At 46.8% G+C, this 23,883-nt stretch carries 15 protein-coding genes; 4 read left to right on the forward strand and 11 right to left on the reverse strand.

Annotated elements, in window-relative coordinates; genetic code table 11:
• Positions 1–22: 22 nt before the first annotated feature.
• Positions 23–412 (forward strand): DUF2283 domain-containing protein, encoded by a 390-nt coding sequence (locus ACY3LV_RS09145; protein WP_464863661.1) that lies wholly within the window; start codon positions 23–25, stop codon positions 410–412.
• Between the two features lie 40 nt (positions 413–452).
• Here the strand turns inward: ACY3LV_RS09145 and ACY3LV_RS09150 are convergent, their stop codons facing one another.
• The 9 genes from ACY3LV_RS09150 to ACY3LV_RS09190 form a co-directional block, all read right to left on the reverse strand.
• Positions 453–689, reverse strand: a complete 237-nt coding sequence (locus tag ACY3LV_RS09150; RefSeq protein WP_087993285.1) for a YuzF family protein — start codon at positions 687–689, stop codon at positions 453–455.
• 190 nt (positions 690–879) lie between these two features.
• Positions 880–1,410 (reverse strand): HD domain-containing protein, encoded by a 531-nt coding sequence (locus ACY3LV_RS09155; protein WP_148963974.1) that lies wholly within the window; start codon positions 1,408–1,410, stop codon positions 880–882.
• Between the two features lie 195 nt (positions 1,411–1,605).
• Complete coding sequence (locus ACY3LV_RS09160; protein ID WP_333518526.1) at positions 1,606–2,337, reverse strand: (S)-benzoin forming benzil reductase; 732 nt, start codon at positions 2,335–2,337, stop codon at positions 1,606–1,608.
• Positions 2,338–2,400: 63 nt separating this feature from the next.
• Entirely contained in the window at positions 2,401–2,856 is a 456-nt protein-coding gene (gene essA, locus ACY3LV_RS09165) for a type VII secretion protein EssA (protein ID WP_464863726.1), read from the reverse strand.
• A gap of 31 nt (positions 2,857–2,887) precedes the next feature.
• A complete protein-coding gene (gene esaA, locus ACY3LV_RS09170) occupies positions 2,888–6,130 on the reverse strand; it encodes a type VII secretion protein EsaA (protein WP_202328136.1) in 3,243 nt (1,080 codons plus the stop codon).
• Complete coding sequence (gene essC / locus ACY3LV_RS09175) at positions 6,127–10,614, reverse strand: type VII secretion protein EssC (protein WP_464863662.1); 4,488 nt, start codon at positions 10,612–10,614, stop codon at positions 6,127–6,129. The genes esaA and essC overlap by 4 nt, the downstream gene beginning before the upstream one ends.
• Before the next feature lie 60 nt (positions 10,615–10,674).
• Positions 10,675–12,027: a type VII secretion protein EssB gene (gene essB, locus ACY3LV_RS09180; RefSeq protein ID WP_333560785.1), complete on the reverse strand. Its 1,353-nt coding sequence runs from the start codon at positions 12,025–12,027 to the stop codon at positions 10,675–10,677.
• Positions 12,028–12,041: 14 nt separating this feature from the next.
• Complete coding sequence (gene yukD, locus ACY3LV_RS09185; RefSeq protein WP_010329928.1) at positions 12,042–12,281, reverse strand: ESX secretion system protein YukD; 240 nt, start codon at positions 12,279–12,281, stop codon at positions 12,042–12,044.
• Between the two features lie 70 nt (positions 12,282–12,351).
• A complete protein-coding gene (locus ACY3LV_RS09190; RefSeq protein WP_003220661.1) occupies positions 12,352–12,645 on the reverse strand; it encodes a WXG100 family type VII secretion target in 294 nt (97 codons plus the stop codon).
• A gap of 562 nt (positions 12,646–13,207) precedes the next feature.
• On the opposite strand from ACY3LV_RS09190, the gene adeR reads away from it, so the two are divergent.
• The 3 genes from adeR (at position 13,208) to ACY3LV_RS09205 (ending at position 16,460) form a co-directional block, all read left to right on the forward strand.
• Positions 13,208–14,431 (forward strand): sporulation transcriptional activator AdeR, encoded by a 1,224-nt coding sequence (gene adeR, locus ACY3LV_RS09195; protein WP_333518522.1) that lies wholly within the window; start codon positions 13,208–13,210, stop codon positions 14,429–14,431.
• A 101-nt stretch (positions 14,432–14,532) separates the two neighbouring features.
• Positions 14,533–15,669: an alanine dehydrogenase gene (ald, locus tag ACY3LV_RS09200; RefSeq protein WP_333518521.1), complete on the forward strand. Its 1,137-nt coding sequence runs from the start codon at positions 14,533–14,535 to the stop codon at positions 15,667–15,669.
• Between the two features lie 113 nt (positions 15,670–15,782).
• A complete protein-coding gene (locus ACY3LV_RS09205; protein WP_464863663.1) occupies positions 15,783–16,460 on the forward strand; it encodes a DUF2278 family protein in 678 nt (225 codons plus the stop codon).
• Positions 16,461–16,503: 43 nt separating this feature from the next.
• Here ACY3LV_RS09205 and ACY3LV_RS09210 read toward each other — a convergent pair whose 3' ends face one another.
• Both ACY3LV_RS09210 and ACY3LV_RS09215 read right to left on the reverse strand, forming a co-directional pair.
• Positions 16,504–16,713: an MbtH family protein gene (locus ACY3LV_RS09210; RefSeq protein ID WP_148963982.1), complete on the reverse strand. Its 210-nt coding sequence runs from the start codon at positions 16,711–16,713 to the stop codon at positions 16,504–16,506.
• Between the two features lie 16 nt (positions 16,714–16,729).
• Positions 16,730–23,866, reverse strand: coding sequence for an amino acid adenylation domain-containing protein (locus tag ACY3LV_RS09215; protein WP_464863664.1), 7,137 nt, complete (start codon positions 23,864–23,866; stop codon positions 16,730–16,732).
• Positions 23,867–23,883: the final 17 nt, after the last annotated feature.

Raw genomic sequence — 23,883 nt, forward strand, 5'->3', positions numbered from 1 at the left:
TGTGATGAAAGGAGTGTTGGTGATGAAGGCCGTGACATACGATAAAGAGTCAGAACTGGCTTATATCCACCTTCTTCCTCCGAATATGCGCGGGAATGTACAGTCGGAGGAGCTTAAAGTCAATGATTGTATCCTGCTGGATATCGGCCTAGACGGCAAAATTGCCGGATTCGAATGTTTTGGTGAGGCAGCTTTGCTCTGTGCCCCGTTTGCCGGAACATCCCGGATATATGTAAAAGATGCAGACGGCTATCATTTTCGTGTCCGTCAACATACTTCAATAAGTTCCAGCTATACAGTGTACGGCGTTACTTTTTGTTTTTCAGATGCCCTCTATCAGGAATTTGCCGGATTTGATCTTGACGAAACGATGTACCACAGTGCGTTTTTGCAGCGCTTAACTGAAAAATAGGACGTCACGGTGTACGCCTATTTTTCATGCGCAAGCACTGTTAAACCCGCTCACTGTAATCTGGCGTGACGGAAATCATGTGCTGGATTCTGATCAAACAAACGGAATTTCGGGCTCCTTCAATTGTGATATGGTCAGGTTTTACATCGATCAGTCTGCCTCTGACCGTATCTCGTACTGTCTGTATAATGAACCTTGAGCCGATGAGCTTTTTAATGGTCTGATAGACATAAGGATCGACTAAAGAGACCAGTTGCGGACTACCTTGGTTGACCATACTTCAATCCCCTTTTTATGTTTTATCTCAGCTTATGCCGTTATTATGGATAATGACACAGGCTTTCCTGATAAAACCAAGGGGTGCGGAGACTATAGGAGAAGATGTTTGGAAGCGGGTGTAAAGGAAATGGCGGTGAAGCGGAGACAGCGAAGAAAGCTGGCGCTGTTCCGTGTATAACAAGCGGGACTTATACAGACTTTATCGTCGATGCCTGAGTTTGGTCGATTAATTGATCCAGCTTTTCTATTTTTTTACGTGCCGTTGAAGAATCAATCTGGCGGTAATGATGTCGGCCGCCCGGCTCTTCATCAAGTTCGTCCGCTTTTTTGACAATCTGCTGCAGCGTGTTTTTATCTAATTCGCCTTCAGGCAAATAGGAATCTGTATGAAGTAAAATGGCAAGGGCAATCTCTTTTGCCGCTTTCGGTTCCTCGCCAAGCCGAATCAGAAGCTTATGTGCCCGTTCCGCCCCTTTAATGGCATGAATGTCATTTCTTTTGTATTTCTCATAATCCCACTTGCCGTCTGTATACCATTCATAATGGCCGATGTCATGCAGCAGCGCCGCTTTCGCAGCTAAATCAGGGTTGATGTCAGCTTTTATAGACAGCCTGTACGCATGGTAAGCGCAGGCAATCGCATGTGCTACGCCGGAGCGCTGCATATATTTTTGTGCAATTGGATGGGTGAAAACATCCATTAATGTAACCTTTCTCATGGAAACCCCTCCTTTAGATATTTTTAGAATCCTAACATAATTTGCAGAGAAACTCAATTCTTATGTCACATCATTTTATCTTCTTATCATCATTGTTATACCCTAAAAGCAGCGTTTCAGTCAGTATATGCGGCTGTTCAACAAAGTGCGCGGACTGCTGCCTTTTTATAAAAAAAAGAGCAGAAAATCTCTGCTCTACAAAAACTCTTTCATATCGTAAATGCGTCCGTTTTCCGTCCCTTTTTCTAATAAAGAAAGAAGCGTGCCGGCAATAAAGGCCGGACTGCGAAGGCTTCCTGTTTCATTTAACTTCCGAAATCGTTCAATGTCGTGGAAATCCTTTTTAGATGAAGAACGGATGACAGCTTGCATCTCAGTGTCCATCACACCTGGTGAGAAGGAAATCATGTTCACCGGCAGTTCTTCATCCTCTTGTTCAAATCCGAATGTCCTCGTAAACATGTCGAGCCCGGCTTTTGAGCTGCAATACGCGCTCCATCCTTTGTATGGATTTTTGGCGGCGCCTGACGTAATGTTGACAACCGTCTTTTTGCCGCTGTATAAAGCAAACCGTTTTGTAAACAGCTGACTCAAAAGCACGGGCGCTGTCAGGTTCAGCTGATAATGGCGCTGCAGCTCGTCACGAGACGCTTCGCCGGCGCGTTTGATCGGCGTTACCATTCCGGCGTTATTGATCAGCGTAATACCTGAATAACGATCCTGATTAATGGATGAGAGCAACGTTTCAAATTGCTGTTCAGCTTCTTCGAGATTGATGAGGTCTATTTGATGCTGCGTCAGTTTTTCATGAGAGACATCAGCTTTTGTTCTGGATAAGGCATGGACTTCATGGCCCTTCTCTAAAGCCTGTAATGCAATGGCTTTTCCCAGTCCTTTTGACGCTCCGGTGATGATATAAAGTTCCATTGGAAACCTCCTCCTTCCGTTCCTATTGTACGGTACCGCTTTTGCACAACACAAGCACGCTGTCTACACCTTTTTGTTCTCCTGCGCTGTGACTTTTGGGATGAGGAACACAATCCCTGCAATTCCGAGCAGAATCAGCACGACATACAGAATCGGAAGCAGCAGTGAAGATGTTACTTGCTCTTCCTTTGTTTCCGTGGATGACGTCTTTGTGATTGGTTTTTCAGCAAACGTAATCCCGAGCTGTTTCGACTGGGCCGCAATCGTGTTGGATTCCTCGGCATCTGTTGATGTAAACAAACCTTTTATCAGCTCGGCGTCCTTGTCCTCCGGCTTATCAAAGGTAATATCCTTCTGTTCCTCAGGCAGTTCTGTTTTCTCTTCATAGTAGGAATCTTCATGCAAATAATTCGTATCGATTTCGATGTCTTTTTTCTCATATTGGTTTGGCGCGACATCTGTATTTTCTTCAGTTTCGGCAGCGGCGGCAGAGGGTATGAAAAGGGAAAAGGAGAGCATACAAATCATGATCCCCTTTTCCATACTGCGATTACGCTTCATATGTTTCATCGCTTTCTGCTGTTTTTTCCGCCATCAGCCGGATCACAAGCGGCAGAGCCGCGGCAATCACCGTAATGACCAGCAGAACCGTTATTCCCATTGTAAACAAGTGCCCTGTGCCGTACTGGATGTCGATAAATACTTTCGAAACAGGATCTTCAAATGTAAAGTTCGGCATAATCAAATCAATAAGCGGTGCGACGTAGAATAGAATCATCGCCGCTGAAGCAACCCATCCAGAAATTGATCCGAATCTGAATGCCGCCCGGATGAAGGCAGAGCTTGCAACCAGCAATAGAATCGTAAATACAGACCACTTGATCGTCTGATCGTCCGGCAGCGAATAAATATTCAAACCGAACAAGCTGATCATGAGTCCGACAAGGATGTTCAGAATGCCGAATAACGCTCCTTTGACGAGAAGCGGCGCGTTTTGGTAATACGAGCTGAAATAGCCGATTAACAAACTGCTGATCAATACAATGACTAGAATGACAACCGGCGGCACCGTCTGCGTTTTTTCTTCCGGAACCTCTCCGCTGATTTTAAGCGGATTCGCCAAGTAATCATATACATAGCCGTTGTTTTGCCCGTCTACTAATGTATTTCCCAGTATGCCATATACGTCACTGCGGACAAGCTTTGTGGAGGCGACATTTTTCCCCCAGTTATTGTTTAATGTGTCAGCTTTCGCCTGAACATCATTCACGCTTTGCTGCATGTTGGTTGTGTAATCAATAATGCCTGACTGGCGATCAGACAATGACCCCATCATGTCTGACATTTGCAGCACTTCCTGGCCGACCGTATCTTGGACACTCAGTGCCATTGTGCCAGACAGCCCGTCGTTACTGAACGTCGCTGCTTCTTGCGTTGTGCCTGTTACCAGCTGTTCTGACGCTTTGGCGGCGCTGTCAGAGATTTTCGTCAGTTCGTCGAGAACACCTGCTTGAGAGTCACGGATAAAGCCGCTGTACTCGTCCGCAAATTTGGTCATGCCGTCGATGAAGCTGTTAATGTCTTCATCCGTTTGCATCATATTGTTTTTGAGGTCTTCCCAGCTGGCTGATTCTTCCGGTGTGAGAGCCAGAAGTGATTTGACATTGCCCTGCTGGCCGTCAATGGCATTCGTTTTTGCCGTGCTGTCTATGGTTCCGGATAATACCGAATCATATACAGATAGATATTTATAATATCTCATTAAATCGTAGATGCTCTCTGTATTAATTTCTCCGGAGAATTGAAGCTGATCTTTATTTTCCAGCTCTCGAATTGCGCGGTAAATCCCTTCGAATTCCCGCTCCCGTTTCGCTTCGAGTCTTTTGAGTTTATCATCGAGCGTTTTCACTTGGTCTTTGAGATCATCTATTTCATCATTGAGACCGTCCATTTGCTCTTTTAGTTCTTCTAATTTCTTTTTCAGCTCTTCATTATGAGCAGTTTCTTTTTCTTTGAGCTCTTCTTCAATTTGCTTAATTCGCTCAGACGCTTTGCTAAGCTGTTCTTTTGCTTTTGCGATATCTGAAACCTCATCGTTTCCTGTTTGATCTTCGTCCTCAGGCTGCGTCGTCCCGCCGTCGCCTTCGGTATCGCCTGAATCTCCGGTTCCGTCTTCATTTGCCAGCTGGATCATTTGAAGGGCTGAGTCAGATGAAGCAGTCTGTTCGGCAGATGTGTCCGTTTCGGTTTGTCCGCTGTCTGACTCGCCGTTAGAGGCATCGCCGTTCTGCTCCTGACCATCTGTTCCCTGCTGGTCTTGATCCTGAGTATTGCCGTCCGTTTGACCGTCTGTTCCGGTATCACTATTGTTATCATCGTTTCCGGTGTCTCCCTGTGTATCGTCGGGAGTTGTGTTGGTTCCGTCATCAGGATTTTCCGGAACGTCAGTGGACGGTTCGTCAGTTCCTGGATTTTCAGTTCCCGGGTCCTCTGGCGTCGGCTCTTCTTTTTCAGGTTCCTTTAGATTATCTGAAATGTCCTGAATGTCAGCGGCGATGCTTTTCAGTTCTTCACGCTGTTTTTCAAGATCGATTTTCAGTTCTTCAGGATCCTCTTCCTTCGGTTCTTTATCTTGATCATCATTGTCAGAGCCATCGTCTACGACTGGGTCGTCCCCTTTTGCAACTGTCAGTGCCTGACGCGCTGGTACAAGCAGCTCATAAACCTGGTTTAATGCTGTCTGTCTTGATGCGATCTGGTATTGATTAATTAAATCACTTTGTATCTTCGCCATGCCAAACTCCTGCTGAGGAACTTGCCCCTCCCTAAGTTGCTGGGCATTTGCCAACACTGTACTTGTTTGTGCAAGCTGTGTTTTCGCTTGGCTGATTCCTGTTGCCAGTCCGCTCATGCGTTCGCTGAACTGATTGGCCTTTTGCTGCGCTGAAATGGCATCCAGGCCTGTCTGGATTTGCTGGTGAGTAGAATCCTGGGCTGCCAAAAGCAGCTTTTTCTGATTTTCTTGATATTCTTTGTATCTTTCAACGGTATCAACGAAATCTTTCAGCGTGTTTTTGGCTTCTTCCGCTGTTGAAGCTTTTTCTTTTGTTGTGCCTTGCGCTTCATTCATTGATTTTTTCAGCTCATCGATTAAGTCTTTTTGCTGTTTGATTTCACCTGCTAAATCATTTGAGCTAGGTTTGTAAAAGTTGTACATGACATTTTGAAATTCAGATTCTTTATTGACGATATTGTCAAATTCTCCTCTGATGTTGTCCACTTTTTGTGAAACAAAATTCCAATATAAAGCCGACATTTTTTTATTCATTGTCTTTTGCGCATCTTCAAGCTCGCGCTGCACTTTTTCTTTGTTGACCGCATTCAGGTTATCTTGAATGCTGAATTCGAGTGTTGCTTTTTGAGGATGATCTTTGTCATAACTCAAAATGTTTTTTGAGAAATCTGAGGGAATGTAGACGATCGCATCGTATTTCTTTGATGCGAGACCTGTCTCGGCCGCGCTTCGGTTTAGGACCGTCCACGAATAATCAGGGCGTTCTCCCAGAACGGCAGCTACTTCTTTGCCGAACTGGGCGGAACTGTCCTCTTCATCAGACTTCACCTCTTCACTCAATACGCCTGTGTCTTCGTTCACCACCGCGATTTGCCGCGTTGAATTGGCTACTTTTTTCGCCGGGTCTTCTCCGATAAAACGGAAAAACAAAACCGGCAGCAGCAAAACGATGATGACGGCGGATATTAACTTGATCAAGCTTTTTCGTTGTTCTGTCATCTAGCACTCTCCCTTTCAGCAGAACATAAAGGAATTTGAACTTTTTGCTCCTTCCCGTTTTCCACAACATATCCGAAGCCCGGCTGAATCTCAGGCTCCTGTCTTTGGTACGGGAGAGGAATGACATTTTGTTCAGATTTTTTCATCAGCAGAATGGCGTGGCGGATTTGCTTCATCTCTGTCGTCAAGGAGTCATAGCCTTTTGAGAATTCACTGTGATTTCCGCCCGGGATAAAGCTGAAGCCAAGATGCGCGTATGATTTCATGAAGTTTGCCAGACGGTCTTGTATTCTCGTATCAATCGTCTGTTGGAATCTCGTAATTCCGTCAATCATCAGCACCACTTGTGAGAATTGCAGATTTTGCGCGTCTCCCTGACGGACGGCTTCTACATACATGGCTTCTCTTGTTTTGAAAATGCCTTCTGCTGTTTCGATCCACTGTTCAATATCTTCTTTCGTTTCCAAGTATGAGACATCCGATTCCTTCGCATAATGGGATAAGCCGCGGTCAATCGAGTCAAACAGGCCGATCATTTCGGTTTCATCATCAATCAGATGTTCAAGCATAACTTTTAAGACGTTTGTTTTCCCGCGCTGGGTCTGGCCTAAAATCATGCAGTGCTTATGCTTGCCCAAATCAAAATAGACTGGGCTGACTGTTTCTTCATGAAGCCCGATCGGTACAGATAACGGCTTGCGTTCCAGCTTGAAGCGGAGAGAAAATTCTTTCGTCGACAGGCTCTCAGGCAGCATCGGAATTGGTGCCGGCTGCTCCAGTGAAGCAAAACGGTCCTGAAGATTCTGAACGTCTGCTTTCAGCCCGTTGAACATGCCGATATCATCGTCCGCTTCAACAGGGAGGAACATTTGTGCGAAATAAAGCTCTTCCTTTTGGATGATGACGCGTCCCGGAATCGGTTCAAGATTGAACTTCGGCCGTCCATAAATCGAATATCCCTCAGATTGATCCATGAGATAATGGACAACCTTGGTTTTCAGGTTATTTAACAATGACTGGCGGACAGCATTAACCCGCGTTGCTGTCATCATGAAGTAAATGCCTAAGCTCTGTCCGTCTCTGGAAAGCTGGACAAACTCCGCTTCAAGCTCATGCATTTCATCCTTGACGATGTCAAAGTTATCAATGGTGATGAAAATGAACGGAAGCTCTTCTTCGCTCAGCGCATTGTACATTTTAATGTGGCTGATTTCTTTTTCCCTGAACAGACGTTTACGGCGGTCAATTTCTTCCTTGATTCGAATCATGAACTTTTCAATTTTTCGTGATTGGTCCATCAGGAAGTAATCCGCGGTATGCGGCAGCTTCGCTAATGGCAGAAGCGTTCCGTTTCCGAAATCAAAGATATAGACATGAAGCTCTTCAGGTGTGTATACGTCCGCAAAGCTCATCAGGAACGTTGCGGCTGCAATCGATTTTCCGTAGCCGGAAGAGCCAAATATGCCGATATTTCCGTCTTCCATCATCTTATAAGCAATTGGCGCCTGTCTTTGCAGATCAGGTTCATCAACATACGCAAAGTGGAAATGATCTTTTTCGTCTGAAGGGAAAAGAGTGCGCGGGATACGTTCCGCGAGCGGCGGCAGCCATGGACTTGACAGCTTCTCGATTCCCATTTCATCTTGGATGCGTTCAATTTCATCAACTATAGCTTCGATTTCTGTTTGAACGTCTTTTTTCGCGATATCTTCGGTATCCACTTCAGAAAGCGGGATCAGACCCGTATCCGTGACGATCGCGATTTCGTCCTCTGTGCCGTAGACTTCCTCTAAGTAAGGCGCGCCGCTCCAAGCGGATTGGAACAGCTCATACACTTCATTGTTGCCGACCTGCAAATACCCGCGTCCTGTAACGGTAATGTTTGCGGCATCGCTGTTTTTCAAAATTTCTTTACTGTCGGTGGCATCCTGAACCTTCAGCGCTACTTTAAAACGCGAGTTACTCCAGATCTGGTCATCAATGATGCCGCCCGGCTTCTGTGTCGCCAAAATCAAATGAACGCCGAGACTTCGCCCGATACGCGCGGCACTGACAAGCTCCCTGATAAAATCAGGCTCCTCGCTTTTCAGCTCGGCGAACTCATCAGAAATTAAGAACAAGTGAGGCATTGCCACTTCTGCTTTCCCCTGCTTGTACAGCTTTGTATAGTCATTGATGTGATTGACTTGATACTGATCAAACAGGCGCTGTCTTTTTTTCAGCTCGCTTTTAATCGAAGCGAGCGCACGCATACTGAAGTTTTTGCTTCCTTCAATATTCGTGATGGTGCCGAGCAAATGAGGAATGTTGCGAAACGGCTGCGCCATTCCTCCGCCCTTATAGTCAATTAATAAAAAAGCCGCTTCATGCGGGTGAAAATGCACCGCAAGTGACAAAATGTAGGTCTGGAGAAATTCACTTTTTCCTGACCCCGTTGTCCCCGCAAGCAGCCCGTGCGGACCGTGGGCTTTTTCGTGAAGGTTCAGATACACAATGTCATCTTTCCCCTTATAGCCGATCGGCACTGACAGCGACTTCGCCGATTCACTCGTCAGCCATTTTTGCTGAATGCCGATTTCCTTTACTTCCTTCGCATGGAAAAGCTCCAGGAACGATACCGTTTCCGGAATGGAATTCGTAATGCCGACCTGGTGATTCAGCGTCCGCAGCGTGCGTGAGAACCGTTCGTTGTCCCCGCGCTGATGATGATCGAGGCGGAACGGAATCCTTACCGCTTTTTTCTTTTGTATTAAGATGTCCCCTTCATGCTCATTGATGTAGCGGACAAGAGTCGTAATATTTTCCGACAAGCTTTCCTTTGTTTCCGCGGCAACAATTGTAGAGATACCCAGATGGTCATGCTGCCCTTCTAAATATTCGAGAATGACGTGCTCTGAGATCAGCTGCTGATTCGTGATGACAAATACAAAATGCGGTTTGAACTGCAATTTTTCTTTGTCATCTTCGAGATCGCGCTCTCTGATCAATTCATAAAGTGAAGACAGGAGCTGATCTCGGGTTTGCTCATTATAAATAAATCCTTTCGCATAAATATGGGGCATTTGAAATTGCGGCAGCCACTTCATCCACTCCCAGTTTTTATACTCTTCTTCATGAAAAATAAATACGAAACGCAAATCGTGATAGCTGTTGAAGAACGACAATTGTCCGATCAGCTGGTGAATCTCATTTTTCACAATTTGTGCTTTACCGACAAGTCCCATCGGACCTTCCGCCAAATCGACCGTAACCGGCGCATTGCGAATGTCCTTATAGATACGCTGCATGTGCTGCGATTTCTCCATGAGGTCATCGATATCACGATTGGCCAAGTCTCCGCCGCTCATATTGATTTCATAGCTTGAAGGGACTGTTCCCGTCCCAATCCGCAGCTGGAGATAATCCTTGCTTTCAAGTGATTTTTCCCAGATCCGGTCACTGATTTCACTTGTTAAGTATTTCATTTGTTCAAACGAAGGGAAATGAAACTCAAGAACCTGCTTTTGCTTTTCAGAAAGCGCCTGAAGTTCTTTCCGCTTGTTGTCTAAGTAAAGCTTATACACACGCTCCCGTTTTTCCTCGCGTTTTTTCCGTTGGTTTTTATCGCGGAAATATTGCACCGTCGAGGTAATGAGGGTCATCATAAACATCGCCAGAGAAACGAGGATGAATATGCCGCGCGGCTGGATGATGGCGACAACGCCCATCACGACCAGCATCACAAGCGGCGGCAGGATGACAAGCCACAGACCTCTGTTGGTTTGATCGCTCTCTTGAGAGGGAAAACTGAAGGACACGCGGTCATCCGGCAGGTCGTACACCATTCGCGGCGTTCTTCTGTACTGCGGATATTTTTTCTGCATCTCTGTGCTCGGTTTGACCGTTTCTGTTAATGCTGTTTCAAACGGTACAAAATGAACAACTTCTAAAAGGTCTTGTTCCGTCACTCTCATTTGCGTAAAGTTCCAGAAGATTTCATCTCCCGGCTGGAGCGGTGTATTGGCGTTGATCTTCTCTCCGTTCAAGAAGACCGTCCCGCTTTCAGGTTGAACCGACCAGCTTTGACCGACACGAAGCAAAGAGAACGTGCTTTGTTCTGCAAAATTAATAACTTGCGGATTCAGATAAATATCTGCATTCGGGTTATCAGAAGAACATATGATTTCATCTCGATTCCCCGTAAAATAAACGGTTTTCTCAGACTCACTGCCCGTCAAGATCAAGCGTATATCCTCCTGATCCGTTTGAAGAGAAAATGATGCATCCGGCTCAATCACGCCGAGACCATCATTTCCCAGGAAAACTTCGTATTGGCCTTCAGATTCCTTTCTTTGAAGAGAAATCACACCGCTTTCAAACGGAATGGTGCCGATCGTAATGGAATCCTTCACATCAGGCCCAATGGTCGCCGGATGGGACGACGGGAGGTCAGACAGTTTCAGTTTTTGAACGTTATTTTGGTAAAAAACCCATAATAGACTCAAATGGCGAACCCCCTAACGGCCAAACGGCAGCATCCGATGACCCGCGCTTCATGTCTCACGTTATTTGTCATCTTTTTTCTCATCTTTCTTTTCTGTTTCTTTTTCTTTCTTCGCTTGTTCTTCTTTTTTCGCCTTTTCTTCGGCTGCGGCTTTTTCTTCTGCCGCTTTCTCTTCAGCTTGTTGTTTTTCTTTGTCTGTTTGTGTTTGTTGTTCGGTTGTATCGACTAAAGACGTATCAGTATTGGACTGTGCTTGATTTTCATCATGTTCCTTCTTTGCTTTTTCAAGCTCACTATTTACTGAATCGAGTTCTTTTTGTATATCTTCATCATTTGTATCTTCCGATAAAAGCTGCTGTTTATATTTCGCAAGGCCAAAGTAAATGTAATCATTGTATTCCAGTTTACGGCCAATACTGATAGCTTCTTTGTAATCCCCACGGCCGTAATCAATCCAATACAAGAAATGCTGAGGATCTGATTGCAGTGTAACTAAATTATTTTCAATGTTTTTAGTTTTTGCACTCCCCAGATTCTCCACCTCAACATAAGACGTCGCCAGCTGATACTGCACCGATTCAGGCAGGCTTTCCGCATCGTACTTCGACAGCGTGCTGATCACCTCACTGTACTGCTTGTTTAAGAACGCGCGGTTGCTGTCCACTATCGCCTGGTGCTTTGGCTGCGCGAAAAATAAGGCGTACATCGAATAAATAAGAGCCGGTACCAGCAAAACAATGAGTCCCAGGCCGATGTATCGCTGGATGTTCCACTTCTTTCTTGGAATATGTATGTATGTTTTCGCTTTGGCTTCGAGCTCATCGATATGGGTTTGAATCAGCTCGAGCAGGTCATCATAGGACGCCGCATCCAATATCGCCTTAGCCTCTGCGGAGAACGTCAGCGTTTCATTGAATTTCAGGTATTCTTCAAATGCAAAAGCGCCGTCAATTGCCAAAGCCGCTGCCGCTTTCAGCTCCCGCCACACTCTTTCCTCATCATGCTCGTAAGGAGGAATGCTTTCTTTCACTCCATAATGGAGAAAATAAGGCGTCAGGCCTTTATCGAATACAATGTTTTCAGGAGCGACAATCACATTCAGCCTCGACAGATTGTGCTGCTGTACAGCTTGGACAAGCTGATAGGCAAACTGCCATTTGCTTTTTTTATCTTTAGCTTTCATGAAGCGGAATGCTTTATAGGAGGGAGGAGGTTGGATTGTGATGATTACTTCATCATCCGTCACATCGATCTCTTTATGAAAAAATGGATTTACATCTTTGATCACGTTGGCTTCGAGACCGTCCAGAAGCTTTATTGTTTCCCGCTGAAAGGTAAATGTATAGCCGGCATCTGTTTTCTCGGCAACGGCTTCTAATTGGTTTTCTAAATATGATTTTTGTTTACCTGACATTCAACCAGATCCTTTCATAATATTTCAAGCCGGTCTCCGTTTGTAATGCCGCAATCAGACAGCTTGCATTCTCCGGAAAACACCGTATCCTTATTAACCACTCTGATCCAGTGCCCTTCGCGCGGAGGTATAGCTACGCTTTGAGCCTGCCAAGCAATATCAATTACTTTTTTCACCGGGTGGTAATCTGACAATCTGAGATCAAAGACACTGCCGTTATAATGTTTCAAATCTATTGTAATATCAATATACATTTTAGGATCACCCTTACATAGAAAGAGCGCCGTCTTCTGGTGAATCAGGCGCTCCTTCCCTTTCATACTGTTATCCGCGGATTTGATTTGCGATGTCTTGGTCAGTAGACTCAAGTGTATTTGCTGTTTGATCAAGCTGCTGATTCACATCTTGAAGCAAATCTGACATTTTGATAAATGAAGGTTTGAGCTGCTCGTATTGATCTGCGAACGCTTCGCTTGAAGCACCTTCCCACATGCTTTTCAAATCAGAGATCATACGGTTTAAACGATCAACCTGATTTAATACTTCTTGGCTTTCGACGCCGTATTGCTTCGCCATCGCTCTTAGCTCTTCGGGTGTGACACGAATTAATCCTGCCATATTCCTCATTACCTCCTGTGCCATCAGCCTAAATATGGGCTAATTCACTTATTTTTAGAACGTCATTATTATAAAAACAGTTTTTCGGCACAGTCAAACAAATATGTTTTAATTTTACAAAATGAGTCCAATGGTTTATCCCGGATCACTTAAAAATGACATATATTGTTAAACAAGTAGGTTCATTTTCTTAATCTTCTCTTCATTCTTCGAATAATCCAAAAGACCCAAATGATTCTCCAACTCCCAAAAAAACCTTTCAGAAAATTTGATGCTACAGCACCATTTCTGAAAGGTTGAGTTTTTTCTTTCCTTAATTTTCGCCTCCGATGACCTTCTTAAAAGAATAGCCAGAATAAACCTTCACATCATATAAGGCGCAAAACTGCAGGCGATTACTCTGCCAATCATATATAAGACGTTTCTCTAGTATGCCGTTTACTTTGTTGTTTGGCTCCCGCTCTTTGTTGTTGATTTTCACAAACAACAACAATCATAATAAAAGGTAGATAATGAGATGTCAAAGAGAAATCAAGCATGAAAAGTAGGGAGATTTGTGACCATGCCGAATGATCCGTTTAAATACAGTTTTGACAGACTTGAAGATGTGGCTGATCATATCAGCGACGTGCTGCGGTGCCCGATCACCATAGAGGATGTTAACCACAAGCTTCTTGCCTACAGCACACACAGCGACTGCACAGACCCTGCCCGGACGTCTACTATCATTGGCAGAAGAGTACCTGAGAAGGTCATTAATAAGTTGTGGAAAGACGGGACGATTCCAGCCCTCTTAAAAACGGACCAGCCGATCAGAGTAAAGCAAATAGATGATGTGGGGCTAAGCAACCGTGTTGCCATTTCGATTTGGAAAAACAGCCAAGTGCTTGGCTTCATATGGGCGCTTGAGATCCAAAAAACATTGTCTGACGATGATCTGATGACGTTGCAAATGGCGGCAAAAGCAGTGAGAAACAAGCTTCTCAAACTCCAAATCAGAAAAACAAAAAATGAAGAACGAAGCCAAGAGTTTTTCTGGAAAATGCTGACCGGACACATTCACCAGGAGCATGACATGGCGGATGGGTTCCACAAGCTTGGAATGGTTGCCCCTTCTGAGTTTTCCGTGATGATCATCCGGATAAACAGCGAACTGACGGAAAAAATCGAACAGCAGCTGCAATATTTGCAGGAAACGACCCAGCAGGTTCACGTGCTGCTGACGACCGTAGATTCCAATGAACTCATTATTTTAACCGCCCCCAAAACAGAACACCCTTTTCAAGATTTAAAACAGTTCGCTTTGAGTACACAAAAACAGCTGAAGGAACGTTATAAAATAGAAGGCGCTTCTATCGCTTTTGGCGGAATATACAACTCTATTTCTTTTGTCTCGCGCTCGTATCAGGAAGCATTGTCCGTTTTAAAAGCGAAGGAACGGTTCGCAGAAGAGACCCAACATCTTTTCAGCTTTTCTGAGCTAGGCATTTATCAATACTTGGATGTCTTACATGAAAAACGGAAGCAGACGGGATATTTTAATTATTCGCTATCCAAACTGGAACAGTATGACCGGAATCACCAGTCAAATATGGTAGAAACGCTAGAACGTTTTATTGAAGCTGACAGCAACGTGAATACCGCTGCCAAGGTGTTAAATATACATGTTAATACATTGAATTACCGCCTCAAGCGTATCAGCCAGATCGCTGAAATCGATTTGAAAAATGTAAATCAAAAATTCACCATCTATTTAGATATTAAGCTTCGGCACATGGATTTGTGAAATTTCACAAATCCATGTTTTTTTATTTTCTTATTCAAACAAAGAATTTTCTAAAGAATCATTCTACACTAAAAACATCACGTATACAGGAGGAGACAGATATGATCATAGGGGTTCCTAAAGAGATAAAAAACAATGAAAACCGTGTCGCACTAACACCTGGAGGCGTTTCCCAGCTTATTTCAAACGGCCACCGGGTGCTGGTTGAAACAGGCGCGGGCCTTGGAAGCGGATTTGAAAATGAAGCCTATGAATCAGCAGGAGCGGAAATCATTGCCGAGCCGAAACAGGTGTGGGACGCCGAAATGGTCATGAAGGTAAAAGAACCGCTGCCGGAAGAATATGTCTACTTCCGCAAAGGACTTGTGCTGTTTACGTACCTTCATTTAGCCGCCGAGCCTAAGCTTGCGCAAGCCTTGAAAGATAAAGGCGTTACGGCGATCGCATATGAAACAGTTAGTGACGGCCGGACATTACCGCTTCTGACGCCAATGTCAGAGGTTGCAGGCAGAATGGCAGCGCAAATCGGAGCTCAATTCTTAGAGAAACCTAAGGGCGGAAAAGGCATTTTACTTGCTGGAGTGCCAGGTGTTTCCCGCGGAAAAGTAACGATTATCGGAGGAGGCGCTGTCGGCACAAACGCGGCGAAAATGGCTGTCGGCCTTGGTGCAGACGTGACCATCATCGACTTAAACGCAGACCGCCTGCGCCAGCTTGATGACATTTTCGGCCATCAGATTAAAACGTTAATGTCTAATCCGGTCAATATTGCAGATGCTGTGGCAGAAGCGGATCTTCTCATTTGCGCGGTCTTAATTCCGGGGGCTAAAGCTCCGACTCTTGTCACCGAGGAAATGGTAAAACAAATGAAACCTGGTTCAGTGATTGTCGATGTTGCGATCGACCAAGGCGGCATCGTCGAAACTGTCGACCATATTACCACGCATGATCAGCCGACATATGAAAAACACGGCGTTGTCCACTACGCTGTGGCGAACATGCCGGGCGCTGTCCCTCGAACATCAACAATCGCGCTGACGAACGTTACTGTTCCATACGCGCTGCAAATCGCGAACAAAGGAGCAGCAAAAGCGCTCGCAGACAATGCGGCACTGAGAGCTGGTTTAAACACAGCAAACGGACACGTGACCTATGAGGCTGTGGCAAAGGATTTAGGATACGAGTATGTGCCTGCCGAAAAAGCTTTACAGGATGAGTCATCTGTAGCGGGTGCTTAATTCACATTAAGCTTGCAGAAAGATTTTCTGCTGGCTTTTTTCATCTTTTAAAAGGAAAAGAGGAACCATTTCACGAACTAAAACGATGAACTTGATCATAAAGGAGGATTCATATGGCTGTTCAGCAATATGGCGTTTTAAAAGGCATTGTCTTAGACATGAAGCGGGAAACAGATGATGACAGTCCTCATTTCCAAGTCAAAGTGCTCGGTGAAGAGAATACGTATTACAGGTGCGCCATCAATGTGATGTCCAGCTCTGAGGAATCTGAAGTATTGTATGTGGCTGACGATCAGTTTGATTCAAGCTCGATCACCACCCTTCCGAACATGCCGTATGGATATACAAAGATCAATGAGGCAAACCGTGAAGTGGCGCTCGATTATGTGCGGGGCAATTTGTTTGATCCGCGGGGAATGAAGCCTTTGCCTCATGAAATCACGGGGCCTGATAATGATTTAAATGATTTTATTGAAACGTATATGAAGAAAGCGCAAGAAGAGAAAGCGCCGGTTTATATATTCGGTTCAAAATTTGGGCCGGAACAGGCTGCGGATAAAATATTCGGCTTTACTCCGACCAACGGCATGCACAATATCCATATGAATCAAGGGAATGCAATGGATAGCCGCTGGAAAAAAGACAACGGCTCTTGGCATGACGGAGGCATTCTGATACAATTTGCCGATCAGTGGGCCGCTGTGTTTTTAGCGTTTTTATCCCAATCTTGGTGTACGGATGAAAACGGAAACCCGGTCAGAGATTGTGATCATACCCAAACGTCTGCGTAAGATAGAAAAAGAGACTGCAGCAAGCAGTCTCTTTTGTATGCTATTACACATTTCCAACAGGCTTTAAGCTGTTTGGCCTCATATCACTCCAATGCGATTGGATATAGTCCAGACAAGCTTCACGTCCTTTTTGCTCATGAACGACTGTCCAGCCGCTCGGCACATCTATAAATCCGGGCCATAGGGAATATTGGCCCTCTTCATTGATCAGCACCAAATATGTGCCATCCGCATTTTCAAAAGGATTTGCCATCTCTTTCTTCCCCCCCTTATTTATTCATCTCTTCCAGTTTGCCAGCGAGAACCTTGCCGATTTGAGCGAGCGGTGCCGGCTGACAAAGATCTTTATGGCGGCAGTCGATGTCGATTTGTTCAATGTGTCCGTTAATATAAGGCTTCCACGAATCCGGTTCAATCGGATCAAACCATTCAGGTATGATTGTTGATCTGAAAAACAAGACATTTCCACGGAAGGTTTTCGGCTTATATGAGCCTAAAATGCCGACAGAATTGACATACGTATTCTTCAGATTTAATATGACCGATTCATCCAGACTCGCAAGCGCGCTGCCGTCACGGCGAAGAATCTCAATCGCCGTTTCAAAATCAAGCGGTTTGTCCCCTAAGCTGTCTGGATCGTACCCGCCTAACGCCAGAAGGGCAATAAGCGCTTCCTCATCATCCGGCGCCTCTTTTATGGGAAGGAAGTGGTTCGGATAGGCGTCCAGCATCACTAGTAGAGATACTTCTTCTCCATGATTTTGCAGCTGGGTGGCCATAGCTTGAACAACATTCCCGCCAAGAGACCAACCCAGCAGATGATACGGGCCTTTCGGCTGGACCGTTCGGATTTGTTCAATATAATCGGCAGCCATGTCATCAAGCGATTTCGGAAGCTCTTCCCGCTCCCCGATTCCGCGTGCCTGCAAGCCGTAGATCGGATAATCTGTTCCTACATTGGTCATCAAACCAGCATAGCACCAGCTGAGTCCGCCTGCCGGATGTACACAGAATAAAGGAAGCTTGTCTCCGCTTGTTCGGAGCGGCAGCAGAACATCGAGTGCGCTTTGACTTGTACCCATCTCAAGTCTTTCAGCAAGCCCGGCCACAGTCGGTGCTTCAAATAGGTTGCCAATGCTGAGTTCAACACCGAGCGCTTCACGAATGCGGCTCATCAGCTGAACAGCAAGCAAGGAATGTCCGCCTAAATCGAAGAAACGGTCATCAATACCGACACGCGGCAAGTGAAGCACTTCCATAAACAGGTCACAGAGGATTTCTTCCTGCGGTGTTCTCGGTCCGCGTCCTGTCACCGTCGCTGCGAAATCCGGAGCGGGCAGCGCTTTACGGTCAAGCTTTCCGTTCGGTGTCAGCGGCAATTCTTTCATCGTCACAAAGGCGGAAGGCACCATGTAATCCGGCAGTCTATCAGCAGCATATTTGCGCAGTTCAGCTGTATCAAACGTTTCTTTCGAAGCGATAACATAAGCTGCCAAACGTTTATCTCCCGGCTGATCCTCACGAACGATCACTGCCGCATCTTCAAGCTGTGAATGCTGAACTAGCGCGGCTTCAATTTCTCCCAGTTCAATCCGGAAGCCTCGAATTTTCACTTGGTGATCGGCACGGCCGACATAGTCGAGAGAACCGTCAGCGCGGAGGCGGGCCACATCCCCAGTGCGATACATCCGAGTGCCCGGAGGACCGAATGGATCAGCTATGAAGCGTTCCGCTGTTAAACCAGGCCGTCCCAGATAGCCTCGTGCTAATCCCGCTCCTGATACATACAGCTCTCCGGCAACACCCGGCGGAACCGGCTGCAAGCGCTCGTCCAGCACATATACGCCAAGATCGGGAATCCCGCAGCCGATCAAACTGTTTGCCCGTAAAGCTGCAATGCTTCGGTCTAATTCGATATAGCTCACATGCACAGTCGTTTCGGTAATCCCATACATATTGATCAGCTTCGGTCTATTTTCAGGGTGGCGATTATACCAATCCTCTAAACGGCTGAGTTCAAGCGCTTCTCCGCCAAAAATGACATAGCGCAGACTGAGCGCCTGTCCGAAATCCGCCTGCTCCCGTTCCGCCTGCATCAACTGATAGAAAGCAGACGGTGTCTGATTCAAAACGGTCACACCTTCTTTGACAAGCAGGCGCAGAAACGCTTCCGGCGATCTGCTGACATGATGGGGCACGATCACAAGACGTCCGCCGTGCAGCAAAGGACCCCAAATCTCCCACACCGAAAAGTCAAACGCATAGGAATGGAACATGGTCCAGATATCGTCCGAGCTGAAATGGAACCAGTGGTCGGTCGCTACAAATAAACGCGTTACGTTTTGATGAGGAATCATCACACCTTTTGGAACTCCCGTTGAACCGGATGTATAAATGACATACGCCGTATTCAAAGGAGAAAGCGGCTGAATCCGATCCGTATTATTCGGATTCTCAGCAGAGTATGTGTTTAGTTTCTCTTCCAGTACCGGATCATCCAACACGATTTTCGGCACGTTTTCCGCTGATGGAATATGCTCCGCAGCTTTTGTGTTCGTCATAATAAACGCGGGCTGTGCATCTTTCAGCATAAATGCGATTCGGTCAGCCGGATAGTCCGGATCGAGAGGCAGATAAGCCGCGCCGGCTTTTAGCACCGCTAATAGCCCGACAGCCATCTCCAGTGATCGGGGCATTGCTAATGCCACAAATTGCTCCGGTCCGACGCCTTTGCTGATCAGCATTCGGGCAAGCCGATTTGCTCGTTCATTCAGCTCTGCATAGCTCAGCGCCTGATCTTCATAAACAACGGCAATGGCATCTGGACTTAAAGCTGCCTGTTTCTCAAACTGTTCCGGCAAACTTGCGTGCGGAATCTTTTCAGAAACACTTCGCCAATCTGTCACCATGCTGCTGCGCTCCTCCGGTGCAAGAATGTCCAGATTTCCGATTTGCTGGTCCGGATCAGACTCGGCAGCCTCCAGCAGGCGCATCAGACGGTCAGCAAGAGCCTGAGCAGTTTCCCGCTTGAAAAGATCAGTGCTGTACTCGAGCAGTCCCTCCAATCCGTTTGGTGTCCCGTCAGCAAGCCGGTTTTCACTGATTTCCAGCGTCACATCAAACTTGGCAGAACCGACACTGTTGATTCGCAGGCTGCTTTCCATGTCAGGAAGATGCAGTTCAGCGTCTGGTGTGTTTTGGAACGCAAGCATAATTTGGAATAAAGGATGCGTCGCCCGCGAACGAGCCGGATTGAGCACCTCTACAAGTCTCTCAAACGGCAGGTCCTGATTTTCATAAGCTGCCAGATTCACTTCCCGCACTCTGTCAAGAAGCTGACGGAAGCTGGGGTCACCGGACGTATCAGTTCTGAGCACCAATGTATTGATAAACAGCCCCACAAGATCGCCCAGCGCATCATCATTCCGCCCCGCGATCGGACTGCCGATCGGGATATCAGTGCCCGCCCCGAGCCTTGTCAATAAAGCGGCCAGGCCGGATTGAAGCACCATAAACAGGCTCACCCTATTTGTACGAGCCAGCTCCTGCAATCGCTTGTGAAGCTCAGGCTCAATGCGAAAATGAATCGTATCCCCATCATGACTCGGCTCAACCGGACGTGAATAATCGGTTGGCAGTTCAAGCTGATCAGGCAAATTTTTCAGGGTTTCTTTCCAGAAATCAAGCTGTCCGGCAATCAAACTATTTGGATCATCCCCGCTTCCAAGCAGTTCTTGCTGCCAAAGCGCATAGTCTGCATACTGCACAGCAAGGGGCGCCCATTCGGGATCTCTTCCGTGACAGCGAGCCGCATAAGCCGCCCCAAGATCGCGGGTTAGCGGCGTTAAGGACCAGCCGTCCCCGACAATATGATGTACGAGGAGAAGCAGCACGTACTCGTCAGGACCGATGACAAAAAGCTCTGCACGAAAAGCAGGTTCAGCTGCAAGATCAAAACTGTAGCGCACAGCTTCAGCAAGCCGCTCAGAAAGCTCCTTCTCAGCAATTTCAGTAACATGTAAATCAGGCCGTGCTTGATCAGCCTCCAAAATATGCTGATAGGATGTCCCTTGTGATTCTGGGAAAATCGTCCGAAGGCTTTCATGGCGGCAGACGAGATCATATAGTGCCGCTTTCAGCACTTCTTGGTCCAGCTCACCCGACAGACGGACAGCAACCGGAATATTATAAGTAGGGCTCGGTCCTTCCAGACAATGGAGGAACCATAGCCGTCTCTGAGCAAAAGAAAGTGGGATATTATCAGGCCGTTCGGCTCTCTGCAATGCGGGCCGTGCACTCTGCGCCTGATCGAGATGTACAGCAAGTCCGGCGACTGTCGGTTCGTCAAAGAGCTTTGCGATACCGATTTCGGTCCCCATTACCTCGCGAATACGGCTCATCAAACGGGCCGCAAGAAGAGAATGGCCGCCCATCTCAAAGAAATTGTCATCAATGCCGACACGGGCCAAACCAAGAACCTCGGCAAACAAGTCACACAATATCTCTTCCTGAGGGGTCCGCGGTCCCCGATCGCTGACAGATGTGCTAAAATCAGGGGCTGGCAGTGCTTTTCGATCGAGCTTGCCATTCGGTGTTAATGGCAGTTCGTCCATCTCCACAAACGCCGCCGGCACCATATAATCAGGAAGACTGGCACCCACATAACGGCGAAGCTCGGCAATGTCAATAGCTGAAGCAGCGACTACATATGCGACTAACCGTTTGTCTCCCGGCTGATCTTCCCGAACAACAACCGCGGCCTGTTCGATGTCCGGATGCTTGGCAAGCACGGCATCAATTTCTCCAAGTTCAATTCGGAATCCGCGAATTTTGATTTGATGATCAGCCCGTCCGATATAATCCAAAGACCCATCAGCTCGCCAGCGGGCCTGATCTCCGGTTCGATACATCCGAGTCCCCGGCGGTCCGTATGGATCTGCGACAAAACGTTCGGCCGTTAAATCAGGCCGGCGGAAATAACCTCTAGCCAAGCCGTCTCCTGCAATATAAAGCTCTCCGACAACGCCCGGCGGCACCGGCTGCAAGCCGTTATCCAGCACATACACCTGCGTATTCCAAATCGGTTTGCCAATCGGCGGAACGCCCTTCACCCCTTTTTCAAGAAAAGCTGCGGCAGACCAAATTGTTGTTTCAGTAGGGCCGTATAAGTTCGTGACTGGACACTGAAGCTCTTGAAGCGCCTGCAAAAGACCGCTCGGCAGCGCTTCGCCTCCGACAAGCACTCTGAGCCCCCCAAGTTTCTCTGGTTCATTCGTCACTAAAGCATGCCATAGTGTCGGTGTCGCCTGCATGATATTGATATCAAAATATTCAATCATCTGAGCTAATGCCTGCGGCTCACGGATCGTTTCTTTCTTCGCGATCACGATTTGCGCCCCGCTGATAAGCGGAAGAAATAACTCCAATGCCGAAATATCAAAAGCGACAGTTGTCACAGCCAACAGTCTGTCTTCTTCTCCCAGAGAAAAAGCACCTTGCATGGACAGCAGAAAATTGCTTAAGCTTTTCAGCGTAACAACGACACCCTTCGGCCTTCCTGTTGATCCTGAGGTATAGATGATATACGCAGGATGGGCAAGAGGAACCGATATATTCGGATTGTCAGGCGAATAGCGTTTAACAGCCTCCTGTGTAACAGCCTGATCAAGCACAAGCTGCGGTACTGCCATGTCATCAGGGAGACGGGCCGCTATTTCCTCAGTCGTTATGATGCATGAAGGTTTCGCATCCTCGAGCATGTAAGAAATTCGGTCGGCCGGAAACTCCGGATCAAGCGGAAGATACGCCTCACCAGTTTTTAGTACAGCAAGCATCGAAACCACCATCTCCGGAGAACGCGGCAGCGCCAAAGCGACAAATTGCTCCGGACCAAGACCTTTTTCAATTAAAAGGTGCGCGAGGCGGTTTGCCTCCTCATTCAGTTCTTGATAGTTTACTTGAACGTCATCACATAGGAGAGCGATACGCTTTGGCGTAAGGATTGCCTGCTTCTCGAACATGTCCTGGAGGCTGAACAGCTTCTCGGATTTTCCTGTCTCATTCCATTCACGAATGACTTGCTTTTTCTCCTCTGGTAATAGAAGCTCCATTTGCCCAATCAGCATATCCTCCCCGGCTGAAGCCGTTTGCAGCAGCTGCAGGATACGCTGCTGATGGAGTTGAATATCAAACTCGCTGTACACCTCTGGATTCGCATCAACATCTATCCGCAACCCGCTGCCGTCCGTTCTGTCATAGACATTGATTGATAGATCATCAACAGGACCGGCTGAAAGGTTATGCGTTGTTCCTCGGGCCCCGGCAAAGTCAAGACCGTAATCAAATGGCATGAGGTTGATTTGCGGGCCAAATAATCTATGGTTTTCTCCTATCAATTTCAGATCGCGCCGAAGCTCTTCATGGCGATACTTATGATGTCGCCGGATACTGCGGATTTCCCGGGAAATTTGCTGAATAAGCTCTGAAAAGCTCATCGAAGAGCTGACAGACAGCCGGAGCGGGAGAAGATTCATCACCATAGCCGGCACATTCAGTGATGCGGACCCTATCCGTCCCATCATGGGCAGACCAAGCACAATATCCTCAGAGCCGGTCATACGGTGCACATAAACAGCCGACACCGCAACCACGACTTCATGCCAGCTTCCTGAGAAATAGCGCGCCGCTTCTTTTAACGCGTTTACATCAGATAGAGGCAAATACGCCGTATGACGAAGAAAGCTGTTAGATGTTCTTGGGGCCCGATCAGCCAAACTCACAACTTCAGGGCCATCAGCAAAACGATCCAGCCAGAATTGACGATCCTTCTCATACTGCTCTGATGCGCGATAATCTGCATCCTCCTCCAATATGGCCTGGAGAGCCCCAAAGGAACGGCCATCAGTTGATTGTCCTTTCATAAGCGCGGCATACGTACTTGCCACGCGCTGGGCAATCAGGGAAAAGCCGAAGCCGTCGATCGCAATATGGTGAATGCGCTGATACCAAAAGAAACGATCAGGCCCGGCTATAAACAGAGCTTCATTGAACAAAGGGTCATATCCTAAATCGATCGGCTTTGCCAAATCTGTCTTCATCCAGTTTAATGCTGTTTTTACCGGATCAGGCTTAGAGCTGACGTCAATGATGTGCAGCTGTACATCCGGAGACGGGTTTATCTTCTGCCAAGGCCCGTCCATCTTTTCACCGAAGCGGACATGCAGCGATTCCGCTTCCTTTATCACGTGCCGCAAAGCTTCTTCAAAAAGAGCAATATTGATTGGTCCATTGATTTCTATATATTCCGCTGTATTGTAGATTGGATTGTCCGGATCAAGCTGCTGAGCAAACCATATGCCGGTTTGCGCTCCGGTCAAAGAATACTGAAGGTCTTTTGTATCAGGCATCCGTTTGTTTACCCTCC

The organism is Bacillus sp. 11C, from assembly GCF_055486375.1.

What these genes read in the sequence shown, in the direction of transcription:
- essA (WP_464863726.1), bottom strand. Translation starts at nt 2,856, where the DNA reads ATGCTCTCCTTTTCCCTTTTCATACCCTCTGCCGCCGCTGCCGAAACT.
- ACY3LV_RS09210 (WP_148963982.1), bottom strand. Translation starts at nt 16,713, where the DNA reads ATGGCAAATCCTTTTGAAAATGCGGATGGCACATATTTGGTGCTGATC.
- essB (WP_333560785.1), bottom strand. Translation starts at nt 12,027, where the DNA reads ATGTCAGGTAAACAAAAATCATATTTAGAAAACCAATTAGAAGCCGTT.
- ACY3LV_RS09150 (WP_087993285.1), bottom strand. Translation starts at nt 689, where the DNA reads ATGGTCAACCAAGGTAGTCCGCAACTGGTCTCTTTAGTCGATCCTTAT.
- ACY3LV_RS09155 (WP_148963974.1), bottom strand. Translation starts at nt 1,410, where the DNA reads ATGAGAAAGGTTACATTAATGGATGTTTTCACCCATCCAATTGCACAA.
- ACY3LV_RS09205 (WP_464863663.1), top strand. Translation starts at nt 15,783, where the DNA reads ATGGCTGTTCAGCAATATGGCGTTTTAAAAGGCATTGTCTTAGACATG.
- ACY3LV_RS09215 (WP_464863664.1), bottom strand. Translation starts at nt 23,866, where the DNA reads ATGCCTGATACAAAAGACCTTCAGTATTCTTTGACCGGAGCGCAAACC.
- ACY3LV_RS09190 (WP_003220661.1), bottom strand. Translation starts at nt 12,645, where the DNA reads ATGGCAGGATTAATTCGTGTCACACCCGAAGAGCTAAGAGCGATGGCG.
- yukD (WP_010329928.1), bottom strand. Translation starts at nt 12,281, where the DNA reads ATGTATATTGATATTACAATAGATTTGAAACATTATAACGGCAGTGTC.
- adeR (WP_333518522.1), top strand. Translation starts at nt 13,208, where the DNA reads ATGCCGAATGATCCGTTTAAATACAGTTTTGACAGACTTGAAGATGTG.
- esaA (WP_202328136.1), bottom strand. Translation starts at nt 6,130, where the DNA reads ATGACAGAACAACGAAAAAGCTTGATCAAGTTAATATCCGCCGTCATC.
- ACY3LV_RS09160 (WP_333518526.1), bottom strand. Translation starts at nt 2,337, where the DNA reads ATGGAACTTTATATCATCACCGGAGCGTCAAAAGGACTGGGAAAAGCC.
- ald (WP_333518521.1), top strand. Translation starts at nt 14,533, where the DNA reads ATGATCATAGGGGTTCCTAAAGAGATAAAAAACAATGAAAACCGTGTC.
- ACY3LV_RS09145 (WP_464863661.1), top strand. Translation starts at nt 23, where the DNA reads ATGAAGGCCGTGACATACGATAAAGAGTCAGAACTGGCTTATATCCAC.